Source organism: Nocardioides sp. Z30_9, from assembly GCF_058215735.1.
The window spans coordinates 2097594-2121991 of sequence record NZ_JBZAJF010000001.1 but is presented as its reverse complement, the minus strand read 5'-3'; the positions used below and the strand labels follow the sequence as shown (position 1 = coordinate 2121991).

The window sequence follows — 24398 nt, the reverse complement described above, 5'->3', positions numbered from 1 at the left end:
CCTGCAGAGACTTGAGGAGTAGCCCATGTTCGAGCGGTTCACCGACCGAGCCCGACGAGTTGTCGTGCTGGCCCAGGAAGAGGCCCGCATGCTCTCGCACAACTACATCGGGACCGAGCACATCCTGCTCGGCCTGATCCACGAGGGCGACGGCATCGCCGCGAAGGCGCTGGAGAGCCTCGGCGTCTCCCTGGAGGCCGTCCGCGCCCAGGTCGAGGAGATCATCGGCCAGGGCCAGCAGGCCCCCAGCGGCCACATCCCGTTCACGCCGCGAGCCAAGAAGGTGCTCGAGCTGTCCCTGCGCGAGGCGCTGCAGCTCGGCCACAACTACATCGGCACCGAGCACATCCTGCTCGGCCTGATCCGCGAGGGTGAGGGCGTCGCCGCGCAGGTGCTGCACAAGCTCGGCGCCGACCTGAACCGGGTGCGCCAGCAGGTCATCCAGCTGCTGTCGGGCTACCAGGGCAAGGAGCAGCAGTCCGCGGGCACGGCGCCCGAGGCCGCCCCCTCCAGCTCGCTGGTGCTCGACCAGTTCGGCCGCAACCTGACGCAGGCCGCCAAGGAGGGCAAGCTCGACCCGGTCATCGGACGTGGCCAGGAGATCGAGCGGGTCATGCAGATCCTGTCCCGGCGTACGAAGAACAACCCCGTGCTCATCGGTGAGCCCGGCGTCGGCAAGACCACGATCGTGGAGGGCCTCGCGCAGGACATCGTCCGCGGCGACGTGCCCGAGACGCTCAAGGACAAGCAGATCTACACCCTCGACCTCGGGGCCCTGGTGGCCGGCTCGCGCTACCGCGGTGACTTCGAGGAGCGCCTGAAGAAGGTGCTCAAGGAGATCCGCACCCGCGGGGACATCGTGCTGTTCATCGACGAGATCCACACCCTCGTCGGGGCCGGCGCGGCCGAGGGCGCCATCGACGCCGCCAGCATCCTCAAGCCGATGCTGGCGCGCGGCGAGCTGCAGACCATCGGTGCCACCACGCTCGACGAGTACCGCAAGCACCTCGAGAAGGACGCTGCGCTCGAGCGCCGGTTCCAGCCGATCCAGGTCGCCGAGCCCTCGATCGCGCACACCATCGAGATGCTCAAGGGTCTGCGCGACCGCTACGAGGCGCACCACCGGGTCACGATCACCGACGAGGCCCTGGTCTCGGCGGCGACGCTGGCCGACCGCTACATCTCCGACCGGTTCCTGCCCGACAAGGCGATCGACCTCATCGACGAGGCCGGCTCCCGGTTGCGGATCCGCCGGATGACCGCTCCGCCGGACCTGCGCGAGTTCGACGACAAGATCGCCGACGTGCGCCGCCGCAAGGAGGGGGCCATCGACGGACAGGACTTCGAGGCGGCCGCCCGCCTGCGCGACGAGGAGAAGCAGCTCATCCTCGCCAAGGGTGAGCGTGAGAAGCAGTGGCGTGCCGGTGACATGGACGTCGTCGCAGAGGTCGATGAGGAGCTGATCGCCGAGGTGCTGGCCGTGGCGACCGGGATCCCGATCGTCAAGCTCTCCGAGGCCGAGTCCACCCGGCTGCTCAAGATGGAGGATGAGCTGCACAAGCGGGTCATCGGCCAGGAGGAGGCCGTCAAGGCGCTCAGCCGGGCCATCCGTCGTACGCGCGCCGGGTTGAAGGACCCCAAGCGCCCCGGCGGCTCGTTCATCTTCGCCGGCCCGTCCGGTGTCGGTAAGACGTGGCTGTCCAAGACGCTCGCCGAGTTCCTCTTCGGCGACGAGGACGCGCTGATCCAGCTCGACATGTCGGAGTTCTCCGAGAAGCACACCGTCTCGCGGCTCTTCGGTTCGCCTCCCGGCTACGTCGGCTACGAAGAGGGCGGCCAGCTCACCGAGAAGGTGCGCCGCAAGCCGTTCTCCGTGGTGCTCTTCGACGAGGTCGAGAAGGCCCACCCGGACATCTTCAACAGCCTGCTGCAGATCCTGGAGGAAGGTCGCCTGACCGACAGCCAGGGCCGGGTGATCGACTTCAAGAACACGGTGATCATCATGACCACCAACCTCGGCACCCGCGACATCTCCAAGGGCGTCAGCCTGGGCTTCAACCAGTCCGGCGACGAGGGCACCTACGACCGGATGAAGAACAAGGTCACCGAGGAGCTCAAGCAGCACTTCCGGCCCGAGTTCCTCAACCGTGTCGACGAGATCATCGTGTTCCCGCCGCTGACCAAGGAGCAGATCGTCTCCATGGTGGACAACATGGTGGCCTCGGTGGAGCTGCGGCTCAAGGACCGCGACATGTCCCTGGAGCTGACCCAGGCCGCCAAGGACCTGCTCGCCACGCGGGGCTTCGACCCCGTGCTGGGTGCGCGTCCGCTGCGGCGTACGGTCCAGCGCGAGATCGAGGACGTCCTCGCCGAGAAGATGCTCTTCGGTGAGGTCGGCCCCGGCCAGATCGTGCTGGTCGGCGTCGAGGGCGAAGGCGCCGCGGCGCAGTTCACCTTCGAGGGCACCGTCCGCGGTGACCTGCCGGACGCCCCGCTCCTCGAGCCCGTTGGCGGCCCCGACGACAGCGACGGCCCGGTCGACATCACCAAGGGCGACCCCGCCTGACCCGTCCTGACCTGAACGGCCCCCCGGTGACCCCGGGGGGCCGTTCCGCTTTCTGGCCCCTGAAATCGGAGACTGCGAGCCGGGCTAGCGGCGGATCGTGAACAAGGAGCTTCGCGGCGACCTAGGCTCCGCGCTGTGACTCAACCGGGTACCAAGCAGCGAACGATCCGCCTCGGGCATCGCCTGCAGCGCCGTTTCGCCTTGCGTTACGTGGTCGTGCTCGTACTGGTCGCAGCGCTTGCCGGGTGCGCAACCCCCTCACAGGACCAGGAGGAGAGAGCTGCCGTGAACACGAGACCCGAACGATTCACCATCGTCCCCGACGACTACCACGTTCCCTACGCAGGAACCGCGATGGACGGTCGCAAGTTCTTCCTCAGTGACGAGCTGTTCGTCCCGGGCCATTCGGGGGCGGCGTACGTCGGGCTCTTCCTGTGGAAGCCCGACGGGAGCTTCGACGAGGTGAGGATCGACGAGGTCCCCCGAGTCGATGGACTTCCCCCCGGGCAGGCCGGCGCCTCGGATGCGGATGCCCTCGTCGCCTCCCGGCTGGCTGAGCTGGGCGACTACGTCCTCGAGCCCATCGAGGTCGCGCCGTTCACCCAGCAGGTCAGGGGCGTCACCTTCGGCTGGAAGGTCGAGCAGTACGAGGACGGCACGTTCTCCATCGGCATCGAGCCGGGTGATTTCATCGTGTACTACGAACCGTGGGACGGCGTCGAGTACGACACGTAGCGGCAGCGGCACCGCCTTGTTGCTCCTTCGCCGGGCACCCTCCCGGGATCGATCAGGCAGGGCTCAGCCGGGGAGGGCGAAGCGGCCGTCGCTCTCCACGACGAGGCCGTCGGCGAGCAGGCTCTGGAGGGCACGGTCGCGCTGCACCGGGTCCGCCCAGGCGGAGTCGAGGCGGGTCCGGGTGACGCTGCCGGGGGCGTCGCGCAGGACCGCCATCAGGCGGCCGCGGACCTGGCGGTCGGTTCCGGCCCAGGTCTGGCCGCGCCGCGGTGGGCCGTCGTACGCCGGACGGCCGGCGAGGTTCCACGAGCAGAGATCGCTGATCGGGCACGCCGGGCACCGGGGGCTGGCCGCCGTGCACACCAGGGCGCCGAGCTCCATCACGGCGATCGCCCAGGTGGCCGCGTCATCCTCGGGCAGCAGCGACTCCGCCAGCGCGCGCTCGCTCTTCGTGACGGAGGCGGGCGGGAACTCCACCCCCTCCACAGCGCGGGCGAACACTCGCCGCACGTTGGTGTCCAGCACGGCGTGGGTGCCGCCGAAGGCGAACGAGGCCACCGCGCTGGCGGTGTAGTCGCCGACGCCGGGCAGCGCCAGCAGGTCGTCGTGGGCGGCGGGGACCTCGCCGCCGTGCTGCTCCACGATCGCGGTCGCGGCGGCGTGCAGTCGCAGGGCGCGTCGCGGGTAGCCGAGCCGCCCCCACGCCCGGACCGCCTCCCCGCTCGGGGCCGCGGCGAGGTCGCTCGGGGTCGGCCACGTGTTCATCCACTGCTCGAAGACCGGCAGTACCCGGGCGACCGGCGTCTGCTGGAGCATGAACTCCGAGACCAGTACCGCCCAGGGAGTCGCTTCCGGGCCGCGCCAGGGCAGGTCGCGGGCGTGCTCGGCGTACCAGTCGACCAGGGGCTCGTGGAGGGCGTTCATCGGCGCTCATTATCCGCGTCGGCGCGGGACGCGAGTGCCCGGTCGGCGTACATGAGCGGCACGTCTGTGCCCGGTGGGCGGGGGTGTGGCGGGGACCGCACCCGGGCGCCCGGCGTTGCAACCCGGATCGGGGACCGTGCCTGACTACCGTGACCCCATGAGCTCGGCGATCACACCGCGTGGACGGCTGCCCAAGCGCGTCTACTGGGTACGCCGGGCCCTGGTGCTCCTGATCGCGCTGCTCCTCGTCTTCGGGGTGGCCAAGCTGCTCGGCGGAACCGGCGAGGACCCGCCCACCGCGTCGAAGGCGAGCACCCGCACCGTTGCCGACCAGCCCGGGAATCCGGTCAGCCTCGGGCCGGTCGCGCCCTCGACCAGGCCGAGCCCCCGGGCCAACGTGCCGCTGATCCCGCCCAACGGGGTGTGCCCCGAGGACGACGTCAGCGTGCTGCCCTCGGTCTCGCGCGCGTGGGCGGGGACGCCGGTGGTGATCAACCTGCGGCTGAACGGCACGCAGCCGGCCTGCACCTTCAAGGTCTCACCGCAGAGCCTGGTGGTGAAGATCGCCTCCGGCAAGGACCGGATCTGGTCCAGCCAGGACTGCCCCAAGGCGATCCCGACGGCCGAGGTCGTCGTCCGCAGCGGCCAGCCCGTGCACGTGCCGGTGACCTGGAGCGGGCGACGCTCGGACCAGGGATGCGCACAGTTCTCCGCCTGGGCGCTGCCCGGGTTCTACCACGTCTACGCGGCCGCCTACGGGTCCACGCCCAGCGACGTGCAGTTCGAGGTGACCAAGGCCGAGCCGACGGTCGTCACCCGGACGCCCAAGCCCCGCCCCAGCGCCACCGCGAGCCCGTCGGCGAAGGCCTCTGCGCAGCCCAGCGCGAAGCCGAGCACCAAGCCCAGCAAGCGCCCCTGAGGCAGCCGGCCCGAGCGGGCCGAGGCGGTCCCGAGCGGTCGAGCCGGGGTACGCCTCAGACGTAGCGTTCCAGGATGCTGGACTCCGCCAGTCGGGAGAGGCCCTCACGCACGCTGCGGGCGCGCAGCTCGCCAACGCCCTCGACCATCTGCAGGTCCTCGACCGTGGCGGAGAGCAGCTTCTGCAGGGTCTCGAAGTGCTCCACGAGCCGGTCCACCACCGTGATCGGGAGCCGGGGGACCTTGGCCAGCAGCCGGTGACCCCGGGGGGTCACGGCGCCGTCGAGGTGGGTGCCCTGGCCGAGGCCGAGCGCCTTCGCCACGGCGGCGATGTCGACGAGCTCGGTGGGCAGCAGGGCCTCCAGCTCGGCGAGGATCTCCTCGGCGGGCTGGGTGCGGCGTCCACCGGCCTGGTAGTCGCGGACCACGAGCCCACGCTCGGCCTCGACGCCGGTGACCAGCTCCTCGAGCTGGAGCGAGAGCAGCCGCCCGTCGGTGCCGAGCTCGTTGACGTAGTCGTCGATCTCGCGGGCGATCCGGCTGACCATCTCCAGCCGCTGGGCCACCACGGCGACGTCGCGGACGGTGACCAGGTCCTCGATCTCCAGCGCGGACAGGGTGCTGGAGACCTCGTCGAGCCGCACCTTGTAGCGCTCCAGGGTCGCCAGCGCCTGGTTGGCACGGGCCAGGATGCTCCCGGAGTCCTCGAGGACGTAGCGGATCGCGCCGACGTAGATGGCGATGATCTGCATGGACTGTGACACCGAGATCACCGGCGCGCCGGTCTGCTTGGCCACCCGGTCGGCGGTGCGGTGCCGGGTGCCGGTCTCCTCGGAGTGGATGGTGTGGTCGGGCATCAGGTGCACGTTGGCGCGGTAGATCCGCGAGATGTCGCGGTCCAGCACGATGGCGCCGTCCATCTTGGCCAGCTCACGAAGTGCGGTCGCGGTGAACGGGACGTCGAGGTTGAACCCGCCGGTGACGATCCCCTCGACGTCCTTGTCGTGCCCGACCACGATCAGGGCGCCGGTACGGCCCCTCAGGATGCGCTCGAGCCCGTCGCGGAAGGAGGTTCCGGGCGCGATCCGGGCAAGGGTCTCGCGCAGTCGGGCGGCGTCGTCGAGCCGTTCGGGAGGAGCCACGGCGAAAGTCTAGGGCAGTTGCGAGCGTGAATCGCCCGATACGGTGTCGCCCGAGCCGAGGCCGAGCAGGGTGAGCGCGCGCGCGATGTTGTCGACGTCCACGACCCGCATCCCGTCCAGGATCCGGCTGTTCCCGGCCGTGTCGGAGGTGACGGCCGGGACGATCGCGGAGCGGAAGCCCATCCGCCCCGCCTCGGCGAGTCGCACCCCGACGTCGCGCACCCGGCGCAGCTCGCCGGAAAGACCTAGCTCACCGATCGCGGCCACGTTGCGTCCCAGCGGCTTGCCGCGCGAGGCGGAGGTGATCGCCAGGGCGATGGCTAGGTCGTTGCTCGGCTCGGTCAGCCTGGCGCCGCCCACGCTGGAGACGAACACGTCGTGGTTGTGCAGCCGCACCCCGGCGTGCTGCTGCAGGACCGCCAGGATCATCGCCACCCGCGAGGAGTCGACTCCCGACGTCGTACGCCGTGGGCGGTCCGAGGCCGTGTGGGTGACCAGCGCCTGCACCTCGCTGAGCAGCGGCCGGCGTCCCTCGAGGGCGACCGCGACGCAGGTGCCGGGCACGGGGCCGCGCATTGCGTCGAGGAACAGCCCCGTGGGATCGGTGATCGCCACGATGCCCTCCGCGGAGAGGTCGAAGCAGCCCACCTCGTCGACAGGGCCGAACCTGTTCTTCACCGCGCGGACCATCCGCAGCCTGGACGTGCGCTCGCCCTCGAAGTGGAGCACGACGTCGACGAGGTGCTCGAGCACGCGTGGGCCCGCGATCGTGCCGTCCTTGGTCACGTGGCCGATGATCACCAGGGTGATGTTGCGCAGCTTCGCCATCCGGATCAGCGCGGCCGAGACCTCCTTGACCTGGGAGACACCTCCGGGGACACCGTCGACGTCACCGGCGCTGATCGTCTGCACGGAGTCGACGACCAGCAGGGTGGGCTTGACCGCCTCGACGTGGCCGAGCACGGCACCGAGGTCGGTCTCCGCGGCGAGGAAGAGCTCGTCCTGGATCGCGCCGGTGCGGTCACCGCGCATCCGCACCTGGGCGGCCGACTCCTCGCCGGTCACGTAGAGCACGCGCTGTCGCTGGCGGGCCATCTGGGAGGCCACCTCGAGCAGGAGCGTGGACTTGCCGACACCGGGCTCGCCGGCGAGCAGGATCGCGGCGCCCGGCACCATCCCGCCGCCGAGCACCCGGTCGAGCTCGGGCACGCCGCTGGTGCGCGCCATCGAGTCCTCGATCGGCACCTCGCCGATTGGGCGTGCCGGCGCGGTGACGGGTCCGGCCTGCACCCGGCTCTTCGGGGCTGACTTCTCCACGACCGTGCCCCACGCCTGGCACTCCGAGCAGCGGCCCACCCACTTCATCGCCTCCCAGCCGCAGTCGGTGCAGTGGTAGGTCGAGCGAGGGGGCTTGGGGGAGGTGCGTCCGCTGTACTGAGCCATGCCCCGAACGCTAGGCGAGCCCACCGACAGATACCGCGTACGACGTGCTCGCGCGTATGGTCCAGTCTAGGATTTGAACGATCCAGAAACCGGGGGACAGACATGAGCCAGTCGGTGAGTCGGCCAGACCTCAGCCGGGATCCCAGCCGGGACCCCGGCCGTGACGGGGCCCGGGAGGCGAGCCGGGGCCGCCACCAGGTGCCGCCCACCCTGGCCACGGTGGCCGACGAGGCCGGCGTCTCGCGCCAGACCGTCTCGAACGCGCTGAACAACCCGGACCTGCTGCGGCCCGAGACCCTCGAGCGGGTGCAGCAGGTGATCGAGCGGCTCGGGTACTCGCCCAACCGGGCCGCCCGCCAGCTGCGCACCCGTTCCTCGCACCTGATCGGCCTGCGCTTCGAGCAGGCGCAGGAGGGCACCAGCAACGCGCTGATGGACCGCTTCCTGCACAGCCTGGTGGAGGCCTCCTCACGCACCGGGCACCACGTGCTGCTGTTCTCCGGGAGCCCCACCGACCCGCTCGACGGGTACGACGACCTCCTGCGCTCCACCGCGGTGGACGCCTTCGTGGTCACCGACACCTACGCCGGCACGCCGCAGTCTGCGTTCCTCCAGGAGCGTGGGGCTCCGTTCGTCGCCTTCGGCCGCCCCTGGGACGAGCCGGACGCCGACCACGCCTGGGTCGACGTGGACGGCGCGCACGGCGCCCAGATCGCCACCGAGCACCTGATCGCCCAGGGGCACCGCCGGATCGCGTGGCTGGGCTGGGAGCGCGCCTCACGGATCGGCCAGGACCGTCGCAGCGGCTGGGAGCGGGCGATGCGCGCCGCCGGGCTCGACACCGCCGGGCTCGGCGTACACCTGAGCGACAACGTGGACGCGGCGCGGATGGCGACCCACGGCCTGATGCAGGACCCCTCGATCACCGGGTTCGCCTGCGCGAGCGACACGCTCGGCATCGGCGTGCTCCACGCATGCGCCGAGCGTGGCCTCCGTCCGGGCACCGACATCGGGGTCGTGGGCTTCGACGACTCGCTGGCCGCCCAGGTGACCTGGCCCGGCCTCACCTCCGTGCGTCAGCCCCTGGAGCAGGTGGCCGTCGAGCTCGTCCGCATCCTGCACCTCGTGCTGGCGCACAAGCCCATCGGCGACCGTGGCCGGATGCTCCAGCCCGCTCTCGTCGTACGCCGCTCCAGCCGGCGCACGGACTGACCGGGGGGAGGACGGCCGGCTCGCTGAGGTCGCCCCGACCCCACAAATGTGGGATCGGGACGTCGAGAAGGCCGATCTGGACGTCACGATCCAACATTTGTGGGGTCAGCCCGCTGACCGGACCCGACCCGCCGCACGGCTCAGTACCCGCGGCTCCACACGTTGACCGCGTAGTCCACCGAGGTGCCCTCGTGCCCGGCCAGGGCCTGTGCGGCGACCTCGGTGGGGAGCTCGATGCCGATCACGGACTCGAGGTCCTCGCGGGTCTCGAAGGCCAGCTCCATGACCACCGGGTGCCGTTCCCAGCCCTGCTCGACCCAGAACCGCTCCACCCGGACGGGGTCGACCTCGGGGTAGCCGCGCCGGAACCACTGCCCGAACGTGGAGCGGGAGGCGTCGGTGTCGATCACCACGGCGCGGCCGCCGGGGCGCAGCACGCGCTCGAGCTCGCGTAGCCCGGGTTCGCAGCCTGGGCCGAAGAAGTAGGCCCAGCGGGCGTGCGCCACGTCCACGGAGTCGTCGGGCAAGGGCAGCGCGGCGGCCGATCCCGGGAGCACGTCGACGTTCGGCAGCCGGCGGGTACGGCGCCGTGCGACCGCGGCCAGGCCTCCGTGCGGCTCCACGCCGGTGACCGAGCGCGCGGTGGCGGCGAACAGGGGCAGGTGGAAGCCGGTGCCGCAGCCGACGTCGAGGACGTCACGGCCCGCCCACGGGGCCAGCCTCGTCACCATCTCGGTGAGGGAGCCGTCGCGGTCCACCGCGTGGTTCTCCAGCTCGTAGAGGCCCGGGTGCGCCCAGATGTTCGGGCTCGGGATCGCGCCCGGAGCCAGCTCGGGCCCTGGACCGTCCACGTGCTGCTCGACCGCCGGGTGGCAGGTCAGATGCGGATCAGCCCGTTGGGGGTCTGGAACTGCGCGGCGACGATGCCGGGCGTGCCGTTGGGGGCGACCCAGTCGACCTTGACCGCCTCGAGCGGCTCGTAGACGGACTGCCCGAGCCACTCCGAGACCCGGTCGGGGTCTCCCGCGATCTCCAGGCACTCCAGGGAGACGTCACCGGTCGCGCCGACACTGGGGTGGTTGGCGGGGTCGATGTTCCACTCGATGAAGAACGGCAGCTGCGGGTCGGCCTGCAGCCCCTTGACGCCCAGCTGCTTCCAGAGCAGCTCGGTGCCGTCGGGGCGGTGCCGGTTGCCGTTGACGGCCTCGCGTCCGAGCCGGCTCTCGAGGGGAGCGATGTCGTCGACCGCGACGACCCAGCCCAGCCAGCCTCCGCCGAGCTCGGAGCGGGCACGCACGGCCTGGCCGAACGGTGCCTTGTCCGATGCCGGGTGGTCGAGCACCTCCACGACCTCGAAGTAGACCCCTTGGGTCAGGGGCAGGATCGAGTTCCGGGTCCCGAAGCGGGGGTGGATGCCGCCGCTGAAGAACTGCTCGCCGAGCAGGGCGGAGAGTCGCTCCGTCGTACCGGCGAGGCCACCGGGTCCGGCGGCGAAGACGATGTGGTCCAGACGCATAGTTGATTCTGACCTGTACCCGATCGTCACGGAACACCGGGGGGTGGGGTGTTATCCGAGGTCACGCCCCGATTCAGCGGTGCGGAGGCGGTGAGGCCGGATGCAGCGCGAGCGCCGAACGCGAGCGCAGGTGGGCCTCGCAGCGCGCGGCGAGGACGTCGTACGCCGCCTGCCCCATCATCGCGATCAGCTCGGTGGCGCTGGAGACGTAGACCGGCTCGAGGCCCACGTGCGCCTCGGTGTTGCTCGAGCAGTACCAGTCCAGGTCGTGGCCGCCGGGGCCCCAGCCGCTGCGGTCGTACTCGCCGATGCTGATCTCGAGGTAGGTGGTGTCGTCGGGACGGTCGACGTTGCGGAACGAGCGCCGCAGCGGCAGCTGCCAGCACACGTCCGGCTTGGTCTCGACGAAGTGCACGCCCTCGTCCTGCGCGAGGCGGTGCAGGGCGCAGCCGTAGCCGCCCTCGAACCCGCGGGTGTTGTGGAAGATGCAGGCGCCACCGGAGACCCGGGTCTTGCGGTCGCCGTCGTCGTCGGTAATCACCCACCCCGAGCGCTTCACCTGGCCACGCCTGCCCAGGGCCTCCGAGCGGCGCTGCCAGATGGTGTCGTCGAGGCGCTCGACCCACTCGGCGACCCGGTTCTCGTCGTCCTTGTCCGAGAAGTGGGCACCCAGGGTGCAGCAACCGGACTCGGGGGCGTCGGCGTAGATGCCGGCGCAGCCGTTGCCGAAGATGCAGGTCCAGCTCGAGGTGAGCCAGGTCAGGTCGCAGCGGAAGACCTGGTCGGCGTCGGTCGGGTCCTGGAACTCGATCCAGGCTCGGGGAAAGACGGGGTCGACCTCAGGCACGTCTCGACCTTAGCCGCCTCCGGGGCGACGGGGAGCCGGGTAGCCTCGCTACATGCGACTCGGTGTGCTCGACATCGGCTCCAACACGGGGCACCTGCTGGTTGTCGACGCCTACCGCGGGGCGGCGCCGATGCCCGCCTCCTCCTACAAGGAGCCGCTCCGGCTCGCCGAGCACCTCGAGAACGGCTCGGTGACCCAGCGTGGGGTGGACGCGCTGACGAAGTTCGTCGCGGACGCGCTGCGCCTGGCCGAGGACAAGGGCTGCGAGGAGGTCTTCGCCTTCGCCACCTCCGCGGTCCGCGACGCTGAGAACTCCGACGAGGTGCTCGCGCACGTGCAGGAGCGCACGGGGGCGCAGATCCAGGTCCTCCCCGGCGCCGACGAGGCCCGGTTGACCTTCCTCGCCGTACGCCGCTGGTTCGGCTGGTCCTCCGGGCGACTGGCCGTCTTCGACATCGGCGGCGGCTCGCTCGAGGTCGCGGCGGGCGAGGACGAGGCGCCGGACGTCGCGTGGTCGGTGCCGCTCGGGGCCGGACGCCTCTCCCGGGAGCACTTCACCGACGGGGCCCCCGACGAGGAGTCGCTGGCCCGGTTGCGCCGGCACATCCGGACCTCCGTGGCCCACGACGCGGGGATGCTGCTGCGCGGAGGGGCGCCCGACCACGCGGTCGCCACGTCGAAGACGTTCCGCTCGCTGGCCCGGATCTGCGGGGCGGCGCCCTCGGGCGAGGGGCCGCTCGTACGCCGGATCCTCCGCGCCAGCGACCTCGAGGCATGGGTCCCCAAGCTGCTGGAGATGAGCCGCGAGGACATCGCCGGGCTGCCAGGCGTCTCGACCGGCCGGGCGCACCAGGTGGTCGCCGGCGCGCTGGTCGCGTCCGCGGTGATGGACATCTTCGATCTCGAGGAGCTGGAGATCTGTCCGTGGGCGCTGCGGGAAGGCGTCATCCTGGACCGTCTCGACCAGCTCAGCGCGATCGGCTGATTCGCGTCGTGGCCCCTGTGTTCGCGCTCTCCACGGCCTCGGTCTACCCCGAGAGCACCAGCCACGCCTTCGAGTACGCCGACAAGCTGGGCTACGACGCCGTCGAGGTGATGGTCGGCATCGACGTGGTCAGCCAGAGCATCGACAAGGTCCGGGCGCTGCGCGACTACCACCAGATGCCGGTGTGCGCCGTACATGCCCCGTGCCTGCTGATCACCCAGCGCGTGTGGGGCACCGACTCCTGGGCGAAACTGGAGCGGAGTGCCGAGATGGCCGAGGCGCTGGGGGCCGACGTGGTGGTCGTGCATCCGCCGTTCCGGTGGCAGCGCGAGTACGCCAGCGGGTTCGTCGACGGGATCGCCGACCTCGAGCGCCGTACCGGCATCGCGTTCGCCGTGGAGAACATGTACCCGTGGCGGGCCACCTCACGGCGCGAGCTGAAGGTCTACCAGCCGGGCTGGGACCCCTCGGAGGAGTCCTACGCGAACACCACCATCGACCTCTCCCACGCGGCGACGGCACAGTCGGACCCGATCGCGATGGCGCAACGGCTCGGTTCGCGGCTCCGCCACGTCCACATGACCGACGGCAGCGGCTCCTCGAAGGACGAGCACCTGGTGCCGGGCCGCGGCGCCCAGCCCTGCGGCGCCTTCCTCGAGACCCTCGCCGGGCAGGGGTTCACCGGCCACATCGTGGCCGAGATCAACACCCGTCGCGCCGGCAACCGTGAGGACCGGGAGCGCGACCTGATCGAGGCGCTCGCCTTCAGCCGGCTGCACTTCGCAGCCGCGGCCACGTAGCGTCACGATTCCCGAACCGTTCTCGCGGTGACCGCCCAATCGCTGCCGTGGCCGATATGGTCCCGGCATGTCGAAACGTCTCGCCGTGTGCGGAATGGTCCTGGTCGCGGCTGTGACGCTCGCCGGCTGCGGGGAGGAGTCGCCGAAGAGCGCCCCGAAACCAACGGCCACACCAAGTCCCACGGCGCCTGCGGGGGTGGACGCCGTCGAGCCGACCAAGCCCCAGAAGCTGGCGAAGACGCCCGAGAGCGCGATGGAGTACGGCCGCTACTTCGCGCTGCTGGTGCAGTACGCCATCGAGACCCGCGACTCCCGCGTGGTCAGTGCCGAGGCGTTCGACCAGACAGGCTGCTCCAACTGTGTCGCGCTGGCCAAGCAGGTCGACGGACTGAAGAGCGATGGCATCTGGCAGCTCAGCGACCCCCTCGAGCTCGGCAAGTTCCGCGCGGTTCCGCTGAAGGGTGGGGTGCGAGTCACCGGCTCGTTCGTGTATCCCGCGGTGAGCAACGTCGAGGCCAGCGGCAAGGTCCGACGAACAGGCACCCCAGCTCCCTACAGCTACTGGGTCGACCTGTGGTGGGTCGAGAAGCAGTCGACCTGGCGGGTCCTGGACTTCATCTACAAGCGGAAGAGTTGACGCGATTCTGGTTTGACATTCGTCCTGTGCGGGAATGCAGTCCCCAGAAAATCGTCGTGGAGCTCTGGGGGGAGCTGATCGCATGAGGCGCAGGGCTCGAGGGGTGGTCACGAGTGCTGTCCTGGCCGTGCTGCTGGGCGTCGCCGGCACCGCGCATGCGGGAGACAAGGACAGGACCGAGTTCGACGCCGGAACCACGAGTCCCAGCTCGATAGCCCTCACCGGGACCCAGACCACTCACACCCAGACCCCCTCGACTCCCGCCACGACCACGCCCAGCACCTCCGCCAGCACCAACGAATCCGTGTCGGCTCCCTCGCCCTACCCTCCCGCCGGTCCCTACGGCACCTATGCGGACGCCTTCCCGAAGAACCCGAACGCCGACCTCTCCTGGATGCCCGGTGCCGTGGACGCCTGCGGCAGCACCTGGGGTGGGGACGGCTGGAACGCGCAGTACGCCGAGGCGACTCCCTGCGACCCGGCGGCACCGGCCACCGAGGAGCTCCCGGGTCCGCCGCAGATCACGACGGCGATGGTCGTGGCCGCCGCGTCGGCCGTCGCGCCGACCAGCCCGCCGCACGTGGAGCCCGGTACGCGATCGGCTGTGAACATCCCGAACAACTACTGGACCGACGCGCCCACCGTGGACACCTCGCTCACCCTGCTGGGGGTGACCATCCCGCTGCACTGGGCCCCCACCGGCACCACCTGGAACTTCGGTGACGGCGCCACCGCCACGGGCAACGGGGTCGCGGACGCCGAGGTGGGTGCACCAGGAGCGGTGGAGCACGCCTACGCCCGGGGCGGCGACTACGCGATCAGCACCAGCACCAGCTACGACCTCACCTTCGTGCTCCCGGGCCAGGGACCCCAGACGGTGGCACTGACCTCCCCGCCCAGCCCGCCCGTTCCGCTCGAGGTGGGCGAGATCCAGACCCGGACCACGTTCGCCAGGTGACGGCGGCTCCTCCCGACGGTGGAAGACTGCGCGGGTGAGCCCCAGCGAGCCCGGAGACCACGCCGGCACCCGGACGACCCGGGGGAGGCGGCCCGGTGCGCCCGACACCAGGGCCGAGATCCTCGCCGCTGCCAGGACCCTGTTCGCCGCACGCGGCCTCGGGAGCACCTCGCTCCGTGCGATCGCCGCGGAGGCAGGCGTCGACCCGTCCCTGGTGCACCACTACTTCGGCACCAAGGACGACCTGTTCGTCGCGGCGCTGGAGCTGCCGGTGGTCCCGCGGGTCGCCCTCAAGCCCGTTCTCGAGGGCGGCCTCGAGGGCGCCGGGGACCGGTTGCTGCGGGTGTTCCTCTCGGTCTGGGACGACGATGCCGCGCGGGTCTCGCTGCTCGGCGTGGTGCGCGGCGCCTTCGAGCCGACCGGACGCCAGGTGCTCCGCGACAGCCTGCTCGCGCTGGTGCTGGGCCCGCTCGGGCCGGCGCTGCGTCTCGAGGAGCCCGAGCGCCGGCTGCCGCTGGTGGCCAGCCAGCTGGTCGGGCTGGTGATGCTGCGCTACGTCCTCGAGGTGGAGCCGCTGGCCTCGATGGGCACCGACGAGCTGGTGGCGATCTACGGCCCCACCCTGCAGCGCTACCTCGCGGATCCACTGCCCTGAGCCTTTCCTGAGCCGTTACGGACCGGAAGCCCCTTGACGGGGTCCGGCGCCCGTGCTTAATTCATCAGATGATGAAAAACGCGGCTGCCGTCCGCGAGCTGTCCGTGCGCCGCGGCGGGCGGGAGGTGCTGCACGAGCTCGACTTCGAGGTCGGCCCGGGGGAGGTCACCGGCCTCCTCGGGCCGTCGGGGTGCGGCAAGACCACCCTGATGCGCACCCTGGTGGGCGTGCAGCGCATCGCGGGCGGCTCGGTGGAGGTGCTCGGGACCCCGGCAGGGTCGGCCTCGCTGCGCGAGCGGATCGGCTACGTGACCCAGCAGCCCAGCGTGTACGACGACCTCACCGTCACCGAGAACCTGCGGTTCTTCGCGCGGGTGCTCGGCGTGGGCGCCGACCGGGTCGCCGAGTGCATCGGGATCGTCGCGCTCGAGAGCCACCGGGACCGCGTCGTGGCCCACCTCTCCGGCGGCCAGCGCTCCCGGGTCTCGCTCGCCGTGGCCCTGCTCGGGGAGCCGCCGCTGCTGGTCCTCGACGAGCCGACCGTCGGCCTCGACCCCGTGCTGCGGGTGGAGCTGTGGGGGACCTTCCGGCAGCTCGCCGCCGCCGGGACGGCGGTGCTGGTCTCCAGCCACGTGATGGACGAGGCCTCGCGGTGCGACCGGCTGCTGCTGATGCGGGCCGGTCGGCTGATCGCGGACGACACCCCCCGTGGGCTGCTGGAGCGCACGCGGTCACAGACCATCGAGGACGCGTTCCTGGCCCTCGTCGAGGCCGAGGCGTCATGAGCGTGCTGAGCCCGCGGGTCACGGGGGCGGTCGCGACGCGGGTACTGACCCAGCTCCGCCGCGATCACCGGACCCTGGCCATGCTCCTGGTTCTCCCGTGCGCGCTGATGGCCCTGCTCTGGTGGATGTTCGAGGCCGTTCCCGGCGATGGGTTCTCGCGGCTGGGCCCCGCGCTCCTGGCCCTGGTGCCGTTCACCATCATGTTCCTGGTCACCTCGGTGACCACGCTGCGCGAACGCACCTCGGGCACCCTCGAGCGCCTGCTCGCGATGCCGATGGGCAAGCTCGACTTCCTGCTCGGCTACGCGATCGCCTTCGGCAGCCTCGCCGCGCTCCAGTCCGCGCTGGCCGTCGGGGTGTGCGTCTGGTTGCTGGGCCTCGACGTCGCCGGCCCGGTGTGGATGCTGATGGTGGTCGCGGTCGTGGACGCGGTGCTCGGCACCGCCCTGGGCCTGCTCGTCTCGGCGTTCGCCCGCACGGAGTTCCAGGCCGTGCAGTTCATGCCGGCCGTGGTGATCCCGCAGATCCTGGTGTGCGGCCTGTTCCTGCCGCGAGAGGACCTGCCGCGGGTCCTCGAGGTGATCTCGGACGTGCTGCCGCTGTCCTACGGGGTGGAGGCGATGCAGACGGTGGCGTCGAGCACCCTGACCGGGGACGCCTGGCGCGACGTCGCGCTGGTCGCGGCGTACGCCGTGGTGGCACTGGGCCTCGGGGCTCTCACCCTGCGTCGACAGTCGGACTGAGTCCGGGGTCGGCTGTACCGTGGCCGGGAGCCACACGTACGGAGGATCCCCTTGCTGCGACACGTCCTGCTGATGCTGGCCCGGAGCCACCAGGTCAAGGAGATCGCCACCCGGCTGCCCGTCAGCAGCGGCGTCGTGAACCGCTTCGTGCCCGGCGAGCAGACCGCGCAGGCCGTGGAGGCGACCAACGCCCTGATCGAGGACGGCCTGCACGTCACCCTCGACTTCCTCGGCGAGGACACCCTGGACCAGGGACAGGCCGAGAGCACGGTCCTGGCCTACCTCGACCTGCTCGAGGGGCTGGCCGCAGCGGGCCTGGCCCGCGACGCCGAGGTGAGCGTGAAGCTCTCCGCGATCGGGCAGGCGCTGCCCGAGGTGGGTCCCAAGCTCGCCGTGGAGAACGCACGCCGGATCTGCCGTGCTGCCCGCAACGCCGGCACCACGGTGACCCTCGACATGGAGGACCACACCACGACCAGCAGCACGCTCGAGGTGCTGCACGAGCTGCGCAAGGACTTCCCCGAGACCGGCGCCGTGCTCCAGGCCTACCTCTACCGCACCGAGCAGGACTGCCGGGCGCTGGCGCACGAGGGCAGCCGGGTCCGGCTGTGCAAGGGCGCCTACAAGGAGCCCGAGGACGTCGCGTACCAGGATCGCCACGACGTCGACAAGTCCTACGTGCGCTGCCTGAAGATCCTGATGGCGGGGGAGGGCTACCCGATGGTGGCCACCCACGACCCGCGGTTGGTCAAGATCGCGGCCGCGCTGGCCACCCGGCACGGACGGATGCCGGGCACCTACGAGTTCCAGATGCTCTACGGGGTCCGTGGCGACGAGCAGCGCCGGCTCGCGGACACCGGCGAGAAGGTGCGGGTCTACCTCCCCTACGGCCAGGAGTGGTACGGCTACCTGATGCGCCGACTCGCCGAGCGGCCCCAGAACCTGACATTCTTCCTGCGTTCACTCGTCTCCCAGAAGTAGGGCGCTTCCTTCATGACCTTCGCGATCATCGGTGCCGGCGTCATGGGCGAGGCCCTGCTCTCCGGTCTGCTCAAGGGCGGGCACGAGCCCGCCGACCTGATGGTCGGTGAGAAGCGACCGGATCGGGCGGCCGAGCTCCGGGAACGGCACGGGGTCGACGTGGTCGCCAACACCGAGGCCGCCTCCCGCGCCGACACCGTGGCCCTCGTGGTCAAGCCGCAGGACATGGGCGACGTGCTCACCGAGATCGGCCCGCACCTGCGCCCGGGGCAGGTCCTGATCAGCCTTGCCGCCGGCATCACCACGAGCCACATCGAGCGGCACATCCCGGACGGCATCGCCGTGATCAGGGTGATGCCGAACACGCCGGCGCTGGTCGACGAGGGGATGGCCGCCATCTCCGGCGGCAGGCACTGCACCGAGGAGCACCTCGCGATGGCCGAGCGGATGCTCTCGGTCACCGGCCGCGTGATGCGGGTCCCGGAGAAGCAGCAGGACGCGGTGACCGCGATCTCCGGTTCCGGGCCGGCCTACCTGTTCTTCGTCGTCGAGTCGATGATCGAGGCCGGCGTACACCTCGGGCTGCCGCGCAGCACCGCCACCGAGCTGGTCGTGCAGACCGTGGTCGGCTCGGCGAAGCTGCTGCGCGAGACCGGCGAGCACCCGACCGTGCTCCGCGAGCGGGTCACCTCACCCGGAGGCACCACCGCCGCCGCGATCCGCCAGCTGGAGAACCACAAGGTGCGTTCGGCGTTCATCGAGGCCATGGAGGCTGCGCGCGACCGCTCGGTCGCTCTTGCCGCCAGCGATGAGTGACCTGGGCCCGACCACAGCGCAGCAGGCCCTCGAACCCGAAGCGCGACCCCTGCCGTTCTGGCAGGCGGGCCTGGTGTTCGTGCTGCTCTCGGTCCTCTACGCGGCGGTCTCGTTCCAGCAGTACCACCGGATGGACTCCTACATCTTCGACCTCGGGTTCTTCGAGTCGGTGGTGCGCGACTACGCCCAGGGACGGCTGCCCGAGCTGCAGGTGACCGACAGCACGACGGCGACCCTGCACTTCAGCCCCCTCCTGGCGTTGCTGGCCCCCCTGGTGCTGCTCGTCCCGTCGCCGCTGACCATCCTGGGGGTCCAGGCGCTGGCGGTGGCGGCAGGGGTGGTGCCGTTGATGCGCGCCGCGGGGCGGGGCTGGATCGCGTGGGCGGTCGCCATCAGCTACGGACTCTCGCCGGGTCTCGCGGCGCTGATCGGCTTCGACTTCCACGAGGTCGCGCTCGGGGTGCCGCTGATGGCGCTGAGCATGGCGGCGATGCTGCGCTCGGACCACCGTGCGGCGGTGCTGTGGGCGCTGCCGCTGATCCTGGTCAAGGAGGACCTCGGCCTGTCGGTCGCGGCGCTCGGAGCCGTGGTGTTCCTGCGCGGGTCACGCCGCCTCGGCGCGGTGACGACGGTGATCGGGGCCGGGGCGTTCGCACTGCTGCACTGGTGGTTGCTGCCCGCCGTGAACGGCGACGCCGCAGGGTTCGCCGAGCAGTACGCCCCGGGCGGTCCCGTGGAGGCCCTGCGCACGCTTGCGGAAGGGTGGCAGTCGAAGCTGCGGACGGTGCTGTTCCTGCTGGTGCCGACCGGGCTGCTGGCGCTGCGGGCGCCGATGCTGCTGCTGGTCGCACTGCCCACCTTCGGGTGGCGGTTCGTCTCGGACCGGCAGACCTACTGGGAGCCGTGGTTCCACTACGACGCCATCCTCGTCCCCGTGGCCGTCGCCGCGATGATCGAGGGCGCGCGGCTGCTGCGCCCCCGGCTGCGCAACCTGGTCCTCGGCCTCGCCGTGGCCGCGACGTTGCTGCTCGTCCCGCAGCAGGCGCTCTCCCAGGCCTGGAACCGCGACTTCTGGCGCGACCAACCACGCACCGCGGCGATCGACCGGGTCCTCGACGAGATCCCGTCCGGCAGCCGGGTCGCGGCCTCGGACGATCTCGGTGGGCGGATCGCGTTGCGCACCGAGCTCTACCTGATCGGGGACACCCTGAGCCCCGACGGACCGCCACTGCCTGCCTCCGAGTTCGACGGCGTCGAGTGGGTGGCCTTCGACCGGGGGTGGCCGGTGCTCCCGACGCCCGCGTGGAAGGGGTTCGCCCAGCTGGTCGACAGCGGCGAGTTCGAGGTGGTCGCCGAAGCCGAAGGTGTGGTCGTGGCCAAGAGGCGCGGGAGCGCCGAGAAGGAGTAGCGTCCGCGGCATGGAAGAGCCGAGCTGCCGCGCCTGCGTGGTGTACGACGAGTCGCTCACCTCCTACGACTTCGGTCCCACCCACCCGATGAATCCGGTGCGCGTCGACCTCACCGTCTCGCTGGCCGAGCAGCTCGGCGTACTCAAGGCGCTGCCGCGGGTGCTGGCGCCCGACGCCACCGAGGACGACCTGGTCACCGTGCACGACCCGGCGCTGATCGAGGCCGTGATGGCCTCCAGTGAGGACCCCACGCGCACGAACGCCGCCTTCGGCCTCGGCAGCGACGACAACCCCACCTTCCGCAACATGCACGCAGCGGCGCGTCATGTCGTCGGGGCCACCCTGGAGGCGGCGCGGCAGGTGTGGACCGGCCAGGTGGACCACGCGGCGAACATCGCCGGCGGCCTGCACCACGCGATGCCCGACCGGGCGAGCGGCTTCTGCGTCTACAACGACGTCGCGATCGCGATCCGGTGGCTGCTGGCCAACGGGGCCGAGCGGGTGGCCTACGTCGACGTGGACGTGCACCACGGGGACGGCGTGGAGCGGATCTTCTACGACGACCCCCGCGTGCTGACCATCTCGCTGCACGAGACCGGCCAGATGCTCTTCCCCGGCACCGGGTTCCCGGCGGACTCCGGTGGCCCGCAGGCCCCCGGGTCGGCGGTGAACGTGGCGCTGCCGCCCGGCACTGGCGACGCGGGCTGGCTGCGTGCCTTCCATGCCGTGGTCCCGCCGCTGCTGCGAGAGTTCGCACCCGACGTGCTGGTGACCCAGCAGGGCTGCGACAGTCACCGCGACGACCCGCTCGCCCACCTCTCGCTCAGCGTCGACGGCCAACGGGCCAGCTACCTCGCGCTGCACGACCTGGCGCACGAGGTCGCGTCCGGGCGCTGGGTGGCCCTCGGCGGCGGTGGCTACTCGGTCGTGGACGTGGTCCCGCGCGCGTGGACCCACCTGCTCGCCGTGGTCTCCGGCACCCCGTTGGAGGCAGCCAGGGACACCCCGGAGTCGTGGCGCGAGGAGATCCGTGAGCGGCTCGGCGTACGCGGTCCATCGCGGATGACCGACGGTCGGGACGCGGCCTTCAGGGACTGGTCCCAGGGCTATGACCCGGACACCTGGCTGGACCGTGCGGTGCAGGCGACGCGCGCCGAGGCCTTCCCCCACCACGGCCTCGACCCCCACTTCTGAGGGGTCGCTGAGTAGGCTTGGCAAGTAGACACGCCGGAGCCACATCTTTCACTTTGGAGAATCTCTGGCACATGCGCCCCAATGACCCCTATTCTTCACCCACAGACGCACGAAGGGTCTGCGGCGGGGAAGCCGTGGGGCGTGCGAGAGAAAGAGCGGTGCGCAATGCCCACGAACGACATCTCCGAGGTGAAGTTCCTAACCGTCGCCGAGGTGGCTGCGGTGATGCGCGTCTCCAAGATGACGGTCTACCGACTGGTCCACAACGGAGAACTGCCCGCCGTACGCGTCGGCCGCTCGTTCCGGGTCAGCGAAGAGGACGTCAACGACTACCTGAAGAGCAGCTTCTTCGACGCCGGGTAGGGGTCGCGGGACACGTCCCGTGCCCACCCCTTGGGTGACCACTTCGCGAGAGCATTCAGCCCGATTCGGCAGCGTTGCGCCGGACCTATAGGCTGTGGCCTTCGGACGGACCCTGCCGGGTCCCTCTCTCTTATACGGATGGGTCAGACGTGGGTTCAGTCATCAAGAAGCGCCGCAAGCGTATGGCGAAGAAGAAGCACCGCAAGCTGCTGAAGAAGACGCGCGTACAGCGCCGCCGTCTCGGCAAGTAGGCCGACCGGGAGTCCCATGGGCCAGGTTGTCCTCGTCACCGGCGTAGCCGGCGATCTTGGGCGTCGCTTCGCGGCGCAGCTGTCGGGATCGCCGGACGTCGAACGCGTCATCGGCGTCGACGTCGTGCCGCCTAGGGGCGACCTCGGCGGTGCTGACTTCGTCCGCGCCGACATCCGCAACCCGGTGATCGCCAAGGTCATCGTGCGCGAGCGGGTGGACACCGTGGTGCACACCAGCGTGGCAGCGACCGCTGCCGCGGCTGGGAGCAACTCCACCAAGGAGCTCAACGTCATCGGGACGATGCAGCTGCTGGCCGCGTGCCAGCAGTCGCCCGACGTCCGCAAGCTCGTGCTGAAGTCCAGCGCGGCCTTCTACGGTGCCTCGCACCGGGACCCGGCGATGTTCACCGAGAACATGACCGCCAAGCGGTTGCCGGGCGGTGGCTTCGCCAAGGACGTCAACGAGGTCGAGTCCTACACCCGGGGCTTCGCGAGGCGTCGCCCCGACGTGGCTGTCACCACGCTGCGCCTGGCCAACGTCATCGGCCCCGAGATCACCTCGGCGATGACGGGCTACTTCCGGCTGCCGGTGATCCCCACGGTGCTCGGGTTCAACCCCAGGCTGCAGTTCCTGCACGAGCTGGACGCGCTGGCCGCTCTCGAGCACGCCACCCGCAGCGACGTGAGCGGCACCTTCAACATCAGCGGTGACGGCATGCTCACCCTGACCCAGGCGGTACGCCGCCTCGGTCGCCCCTCGATCTCGTTGCCGGGCTTCGCGTTGCCCGCCTTCGGGTCGGCCATCCGCACGAACCGCGTGGCCGACTTCTCCTCCGAGCAGGTGGCCTTCCTGACCTACGGCCGAGGGCTGGACACCACCAGGATGCGCACGATGTTCGGGTTCGAGCCCTCGTTCAGCACGACGGAGGCGTTCGAGGACTTCGCCGCGTCGTTGGCGCCCGGCATCCTCGCACCGGCCCGGGTCCGGGCCGCGGAGACGGCGCTGGTCAGCGCCCTGACCTCAGGGGGGCAGCCTCGTGGGTGACGCAGAGATCATTCCGATCGGGACCCGGGGCAAGCCCGGCAGGGGCACCGGCGAGGAGAGGCCGTCCGCCAACAGCCGGAGCCTGGCACCCAGGTCCCCGGCGAAGGACCAGCCGAAGAGGGACGGGAGCAAGCGCGCCCAGTCGAGGGACACCCCGGCCGACCAGACCACGGCCGACCAGACCCCGGCCGACCAGACCCCGGCCGACCAGGCGACGGGCGACCACACGACGGACGCCCCCGGGAGCGCCGCGAGGTCGGCCTCGTCGTCGGTCGACGGCACCACCAACGGCGCCAGCAACGGCCGCAGGGCCAACGGGGCCACCAACGGACGCAGGGCCAACGGCGCCGCCTCGCCGTTGCCCACGGCCGCCACTCCGGACGCACGCGTGGGCGACAACGCCGGCACGACCGTCGAGCCCCCGGTAGGGGACTCCGGGGGTGCCTCGGGCGATGCCGGCCCGGAGCAGCCGACTGTGCTGCCCACCCGGCCGCCGGTCACTGCCGACCACCGTCACCCCACGCCGGGCATCCCGCCCGTGGAGTGGCTCGCGGCGCTGACCTCGGCGTCCAAGGAGGTCTTCGGCGCGAACTGGGAGCCCCGGCTGGCCGAGTTCCTCGCCTTCCTGCGCCGTCGGGTCACCGGTGACTTCACGGTCGACAACTTCGGCTTCGACGAGGAGATCACCGAGCAGCTCCTGCTGGCCGCGTTCCGGCCGCTGGCGCGCAAGTGGTTCCGCATCGAGGTGCTCGGCGCCGAGAACATCCCCGCCGAGGGGGGCGCCCTGGTGGTGTCCAACCACTCCGGGACGATCCCGCTCGACGGCCTGATGACCGCGGTCAGCATCCGTGACCACACCGGCCGCTTCCTGCGCCCGCTCGGCGCCGACCTGATCTTCCGGCTGCCCGTGATCGGGGACCTGGCCCGCAAGGGCGGCGCCACCCTCGCCTGCAACGAGGACGCGGAGCGGATGCTGCGCGACGGCGAGCTCGTGGGGGTCTGGCCCGAGGGGTTCAAGGGGATCGGCAAGCCGTTCAGCGAGCGCTACAAGCTCCAGCGCTTCGGTCGCGGCGGCTTCGTGTCCGCCGCGATCCGCACCGGCGTACCGATCATCCCGGTCTCGGTCGTGGGCGCGGAGGAGATCTACCCCCTGGTGGGCAACGTGTCCTCGCTCGCCCGGCTGCTCGGCCTGCCCTACCTGCCGATCACCCCGCTGTTCCCGCTGCTCGGTCCGCTCGGGCTGGTCCCGCTGCCCTCGAAGTGGCTGATCGAGTTCGGGGAGCCGATCCGCACCGACGAGTACGACGCGGGCGCCGCCGAGGACCCGATGCTGGTCTTCAACGTCACCGACCAGGTCCGCGAGTCGATCCAGCAGACGCTCTACTCGCTGCTGATGAAGCGCAAGTCGGTCTTCTCCTGACGCCCACCCTCCGCGGGAGGGTGCGGACGTGACTCGACCACCGACCCGTCCGG

At 71.0% G+C, this 24398-nt stretch carries 25 protein-coding genes; 19 read left to right on the top strand and 6 right to left on the bottom strand.

All coding sequences use genetic code 11. From position 1 onward, the window contains the following. Window positions 1-25: 25 nt before the first annotated feature. Both AC4BGB_RS10320 and AC4BGB_RS10315 read left to right on the top strand, forming a co-directional pair. The gene (locus tag AC4BGB_RS10320) at window positions 26-2566 is read left to right on the top strand and encodes an ATP-dependent Clp protease ATP-binding subunit (protein WP_490546687.1); all 2541 of its coding nucleotides are present in this window, start codon (window positions 26-28) and stop codon (window positions 2564-2566) included. 285 nt (window positions 2567-2851) lie between these two features. Beyond that, complete coding sequence (locus AC4BGB_RS10315; RefSeq protein WP_490546686.1) at window positions 2852-3301, top strand: hypothetical protein; 450 nt, start codon at window positions 2852-2854, stop codon at window positions 3299-3301. A gap of 63 nt (window positions 3302-3364) precedes the next feature. On the opposite strand, the gene AC4BGB_RS10310 is transcribed toward AC4BGB_RS10315, so the two are convergent. Further along, window positions 3365-4225 (bottom strand): HhH-GPD family protein, encoded by an 861-nt coding sequence (locus tag AC4BGB_RS10310; protein WP_490546685.1) that lies wholly within the window; start codon window positions 4223-4225, stop codon window positions 3365-3367. 157 nt (window positions 4226-4382) lie between these two features. Between AC4BGB_RS10310 and AC4BGB_RS10305 the strand changes: the two genes are divergently transcribed. After that, on the top strand, window positions 4383-5144 hold the full coding sequence (locus AC4BGB_RS10305) for a hypothetical protein (protein ID WP_490546684.1): 762 nt from the start codon (window positions 4383-4385) through the stop codon (window positions 5142-5144). 55 nt (window positions 5145-5199) lie between these two features. On the opposite strand, the gene disA is transcribed toward AC4BGB_RS10305, so the two are convergent. Further along, entirely contained in the window at window positions 5200-6285 is a 1086-nt protein-coding gene (disA, locus tag AC4BGB_RS10300) for a DNA integrity scanning diadenylate cyclase DisA (protein WP_490546683.1), read from the bottom strand. A 9-nt stretch (window positions 6286-6294) separates the two neighbouring features. After that, the gene (radA, locus tag AC4BGB_RS10295) at window positions 6295-7728 is read right to left on the bottom strand and encodes a DNA repair protein RadA (RefSeq protein WP_490546682.1); all 1434 of its coding nucleotides are present in this window, start codon (window positions 7726-7728) and stop codon (window positions 6295-6297) included. Between the two features lie 114 nt (window positions 7729-7842). Here radA and AC4BGB_RS10290 point away from each other — a divergent pair, with 114 nt between their 5' ends. Then, window positions 7843-8940, top strand: coding sequence for a LacI family DNA-binding transcriptional regulator (locus AC4BGB_RS10290; protein ID WP_490546681.1), 1098 nt, complete (start codon window positions 7843-7845; stop codon window positions 8938-8940). A gap of 140 nt (window positions 8941-9080) precedes the next feature. Here AC4BGB_RS10290 and AC4BGB_RS10285 read toward each other — a convergent pair whose 3' ends face one another. The 3 genes from AC4BGB_RS10285 to AC4BGB_RS10275 all read right to left on the bottom strand — a co-directional run bounded on the left by AC4BGB_RS10285 (window position 9081) and on the right by AC4BGB_RS10275 (window position 11303). Then, the gene (locus tag AC4BGB_RS10285) at window positions 9081-9791 is read right to left on the bottom strand and encodes a class I SAM-dependent methyltransferase (RefSeq protein ID WP_490546680.1); all 711 of its coding nucleotides are present in this window, start codon (window positions 9789-9791) and stop codon (window positions 9081-9083) included. Between the two features lie 26 nt (window positions 9792-9817). After that, window positions 9818-10456, bottom strand: coding sequence for a VOC family protein (locus AC4BGB_RS10280; RefSeq protein ID WP_490546679.1), 639 nt, complete (start codon window positions 10454-10456; stop codon window positions 9818-9820). Window positions 10457-10529: 73 nt separating this feature from the next. After that, window positions 10530-11303 (bottom strand): DUF3109 family protein, encoded by a 774-nt coding sequence (locus AC4BGB_RS10275; RefSeq protein ID WP_490546678.1) that lies wholly within the window; start codon window positions 11301-11303, stop codon window positions 10530-10532. Between the two features lie 52 nt (window positions 11304-11355). Here AC4BGB_RS10275 and AC4BGB_RS10270 point away from each other — a divergent pair, with 52 nt between their 5' ends. The 15 genes from AC4BGB_RS10270 (at window position 11356) to AC4BGB_RS10200 (ending at window position 24345) form a co-directional block, all read left to right on the top strand. Next, a complete protein-coding gene (locus tag AC4BGB_RS10270) occupies window positions 11356-12288 on the top strand; it encodes a Ppx/GppA family phosphatase (RefSeq protein ID WP_490546677.1) in 933 nt (310 codons plus the stop codon). A gap of 8 nt (window positions 12289-12296) precedes the next feature. Then, window positions 12297-13088, top strand: a complete 792-nt coding sequence (locus AC4BGB_RS10265) for a sugar phosphate isomerase/epimerase family protein (RefSeq protein WP_490546676.1) — start codon at window positions 12297-12299, stop codon at window positions 13086-13088. A gap of 67 nt (window positions 13089-13155) precedes the next feature. Next, window positions 13156-13725, top strand: coding sequence for a hypothetical protein (locus AC4BGB_RS10260; protein WP_490546675.1), 570 nt, complete (start codon window positions 13156-13158; stop codon window positions 13723-13725). Window positions 13726-13828: 103 nt separating this feature from the next. After that, window positions 13829-14683: a hypothetical protein gene (locus tag AC4BGB_RS10255; protein ID WP_490546674.1), complete on the top strand. Its 855-nt coding sequence runs from the start codon at window positions 13829-13831 to the stop codon at window positions 14681-14683. A 34-nt stretch (window positions 14684-14717) separates the two neighbouring features. Further along, a complete protein-coding gene (locus tag AC4BGB_RS10250) occupies window positions 14718-15338 on the top strand; it encodes a TetR/AcrR family transcriptional regulator (protein ID WP_490546673.1) in 621 nt (206 codons plus the stop codon). 68 nt (window positions 15339-15406) lie between these two features. Next, window positions 15407-16123 carry a heme ABC exporter ATP-binding protein CcmA gene (gene ccmA, locus AC4BGB_RS10245; RefSeq protein ID WP_490546672.1) on the top strand — a complete coding sequence of 239 codons (717 nt, stop codon included), beginning with the start codon at window positions 15407-15409 and terminating at the stop codon, window positions 16121-16123. Next, window positions 16120-16866, top strand: coding sequence for an ABC transporter permease (locus AC4BGB_RS10240; RefSeq protein WP_490546671.1), 747 nt, complete (start codon window positions 16120-16122; stop codon window positions 16864-16866). Before ccmA ends, AC4BGB_RS10240 begins: the two co-directional genes overlap by 4 nt. A gap of 51 nt (window positions 16867-16917) precedes the next feature. Further along, window positions 16918-17847, top strand: a complete 930-nt coding sequence (locus tag AC4BGB_RS10235; protein ID WP_490546670.1) for a proline dehydrogenase family protein — start codon at window positions 16918-16920, stop codon at window positions 17845-17847. Between the two features lie 12 nt (window positions 17848-17859). After that, a complete protein-coding gene (gene proC / locus AC4BGB_RS10230; protein ID WP_490546669.1) occupies window positions 17860-18663 on the top strand; it encodes a pyrroline-5-carboxylate reductase in 804 nt (267 codons plus the stop codon). After that, window positions 18656-20071: a DUF2079 domain-containing protein gene (locus AC4BGB_RS10225; protein ID WP_490546668.1), complete on the top strand. Its 1416-nt coding sequence runs from the start codon at window positions 18656-18658 to the stop codon at window positions 20069-20071. Before proC ends, AC4BGB_RS10225 begins: the two co-directional genes overlap by 8 nt. Before the next feature lie 10 nt (window positions 20072-20081). Further along, complete coding sequence (locus AC4BGB_RS10220) at window positions 20082-21266, top strand: acetoin utilization protein AcuC (RefSeq protein WP_490546667.1); 1185 nt, start codon at window positions 20082-20084, stop codon at window positions 21264-21266. Between the two features lie 165 nt (window positions 21267-21431). Next, window positions 21432-21629 carry a helix-turn-helix domain-containing protein gene (locus tag AC4BGB_RS10215; protein WP_490546666.1) on the top strand — a complete coding sequence of 66 codons (198 nt, stop codon included), beginning with the start codon at window positions 21432-21434 and terminating at the stop codon, window positions 21627-21629. 149 nt (window positions 21630-21778) lie between these two features. Continuing rightward, on the top strand, window positions 21779-21880 hold the full coding sequence (locus AC4BGB_RS10210) for a 30S ribosomal protein bS22 (RefSeq protein WP_081683056.1): 102 nt from the start codon (window positions 21779-21781) through the stop codon (window positions 21878-21880). A gap of 16 nt (window positions 21881-21896) precedes the next feature. After that, window positions 21897-22925: an NAD-dependent epimerase/dehydratase family protein gene (locus AC4BGB_RS10205; RefSeq protein WP_490546665.1), complete on the top strand. Its 1029-nt coding sequence runs from the start codon at window positions 21897-21899 to the stop codon at window positions 22923-22925. Next, complete coding sequence (locus AC4BGB_RS10200) at window positions 22918-24345, top strand: lysophospholipid acyltransferase family protein (RefSeq protein ID WP_490546664.1); 1428 nt, start codon at window positions 22918-22920, stop codon at window positions 24343-24345. The genes AC4BGB_RS10205 and AC4BGB_RS10200 overlap by 8 nt, the downstream gene beginning before the upstream one ends. The last annotated feature ends 53 nt before the right edge of the window (window positions 24346-24398 follow it).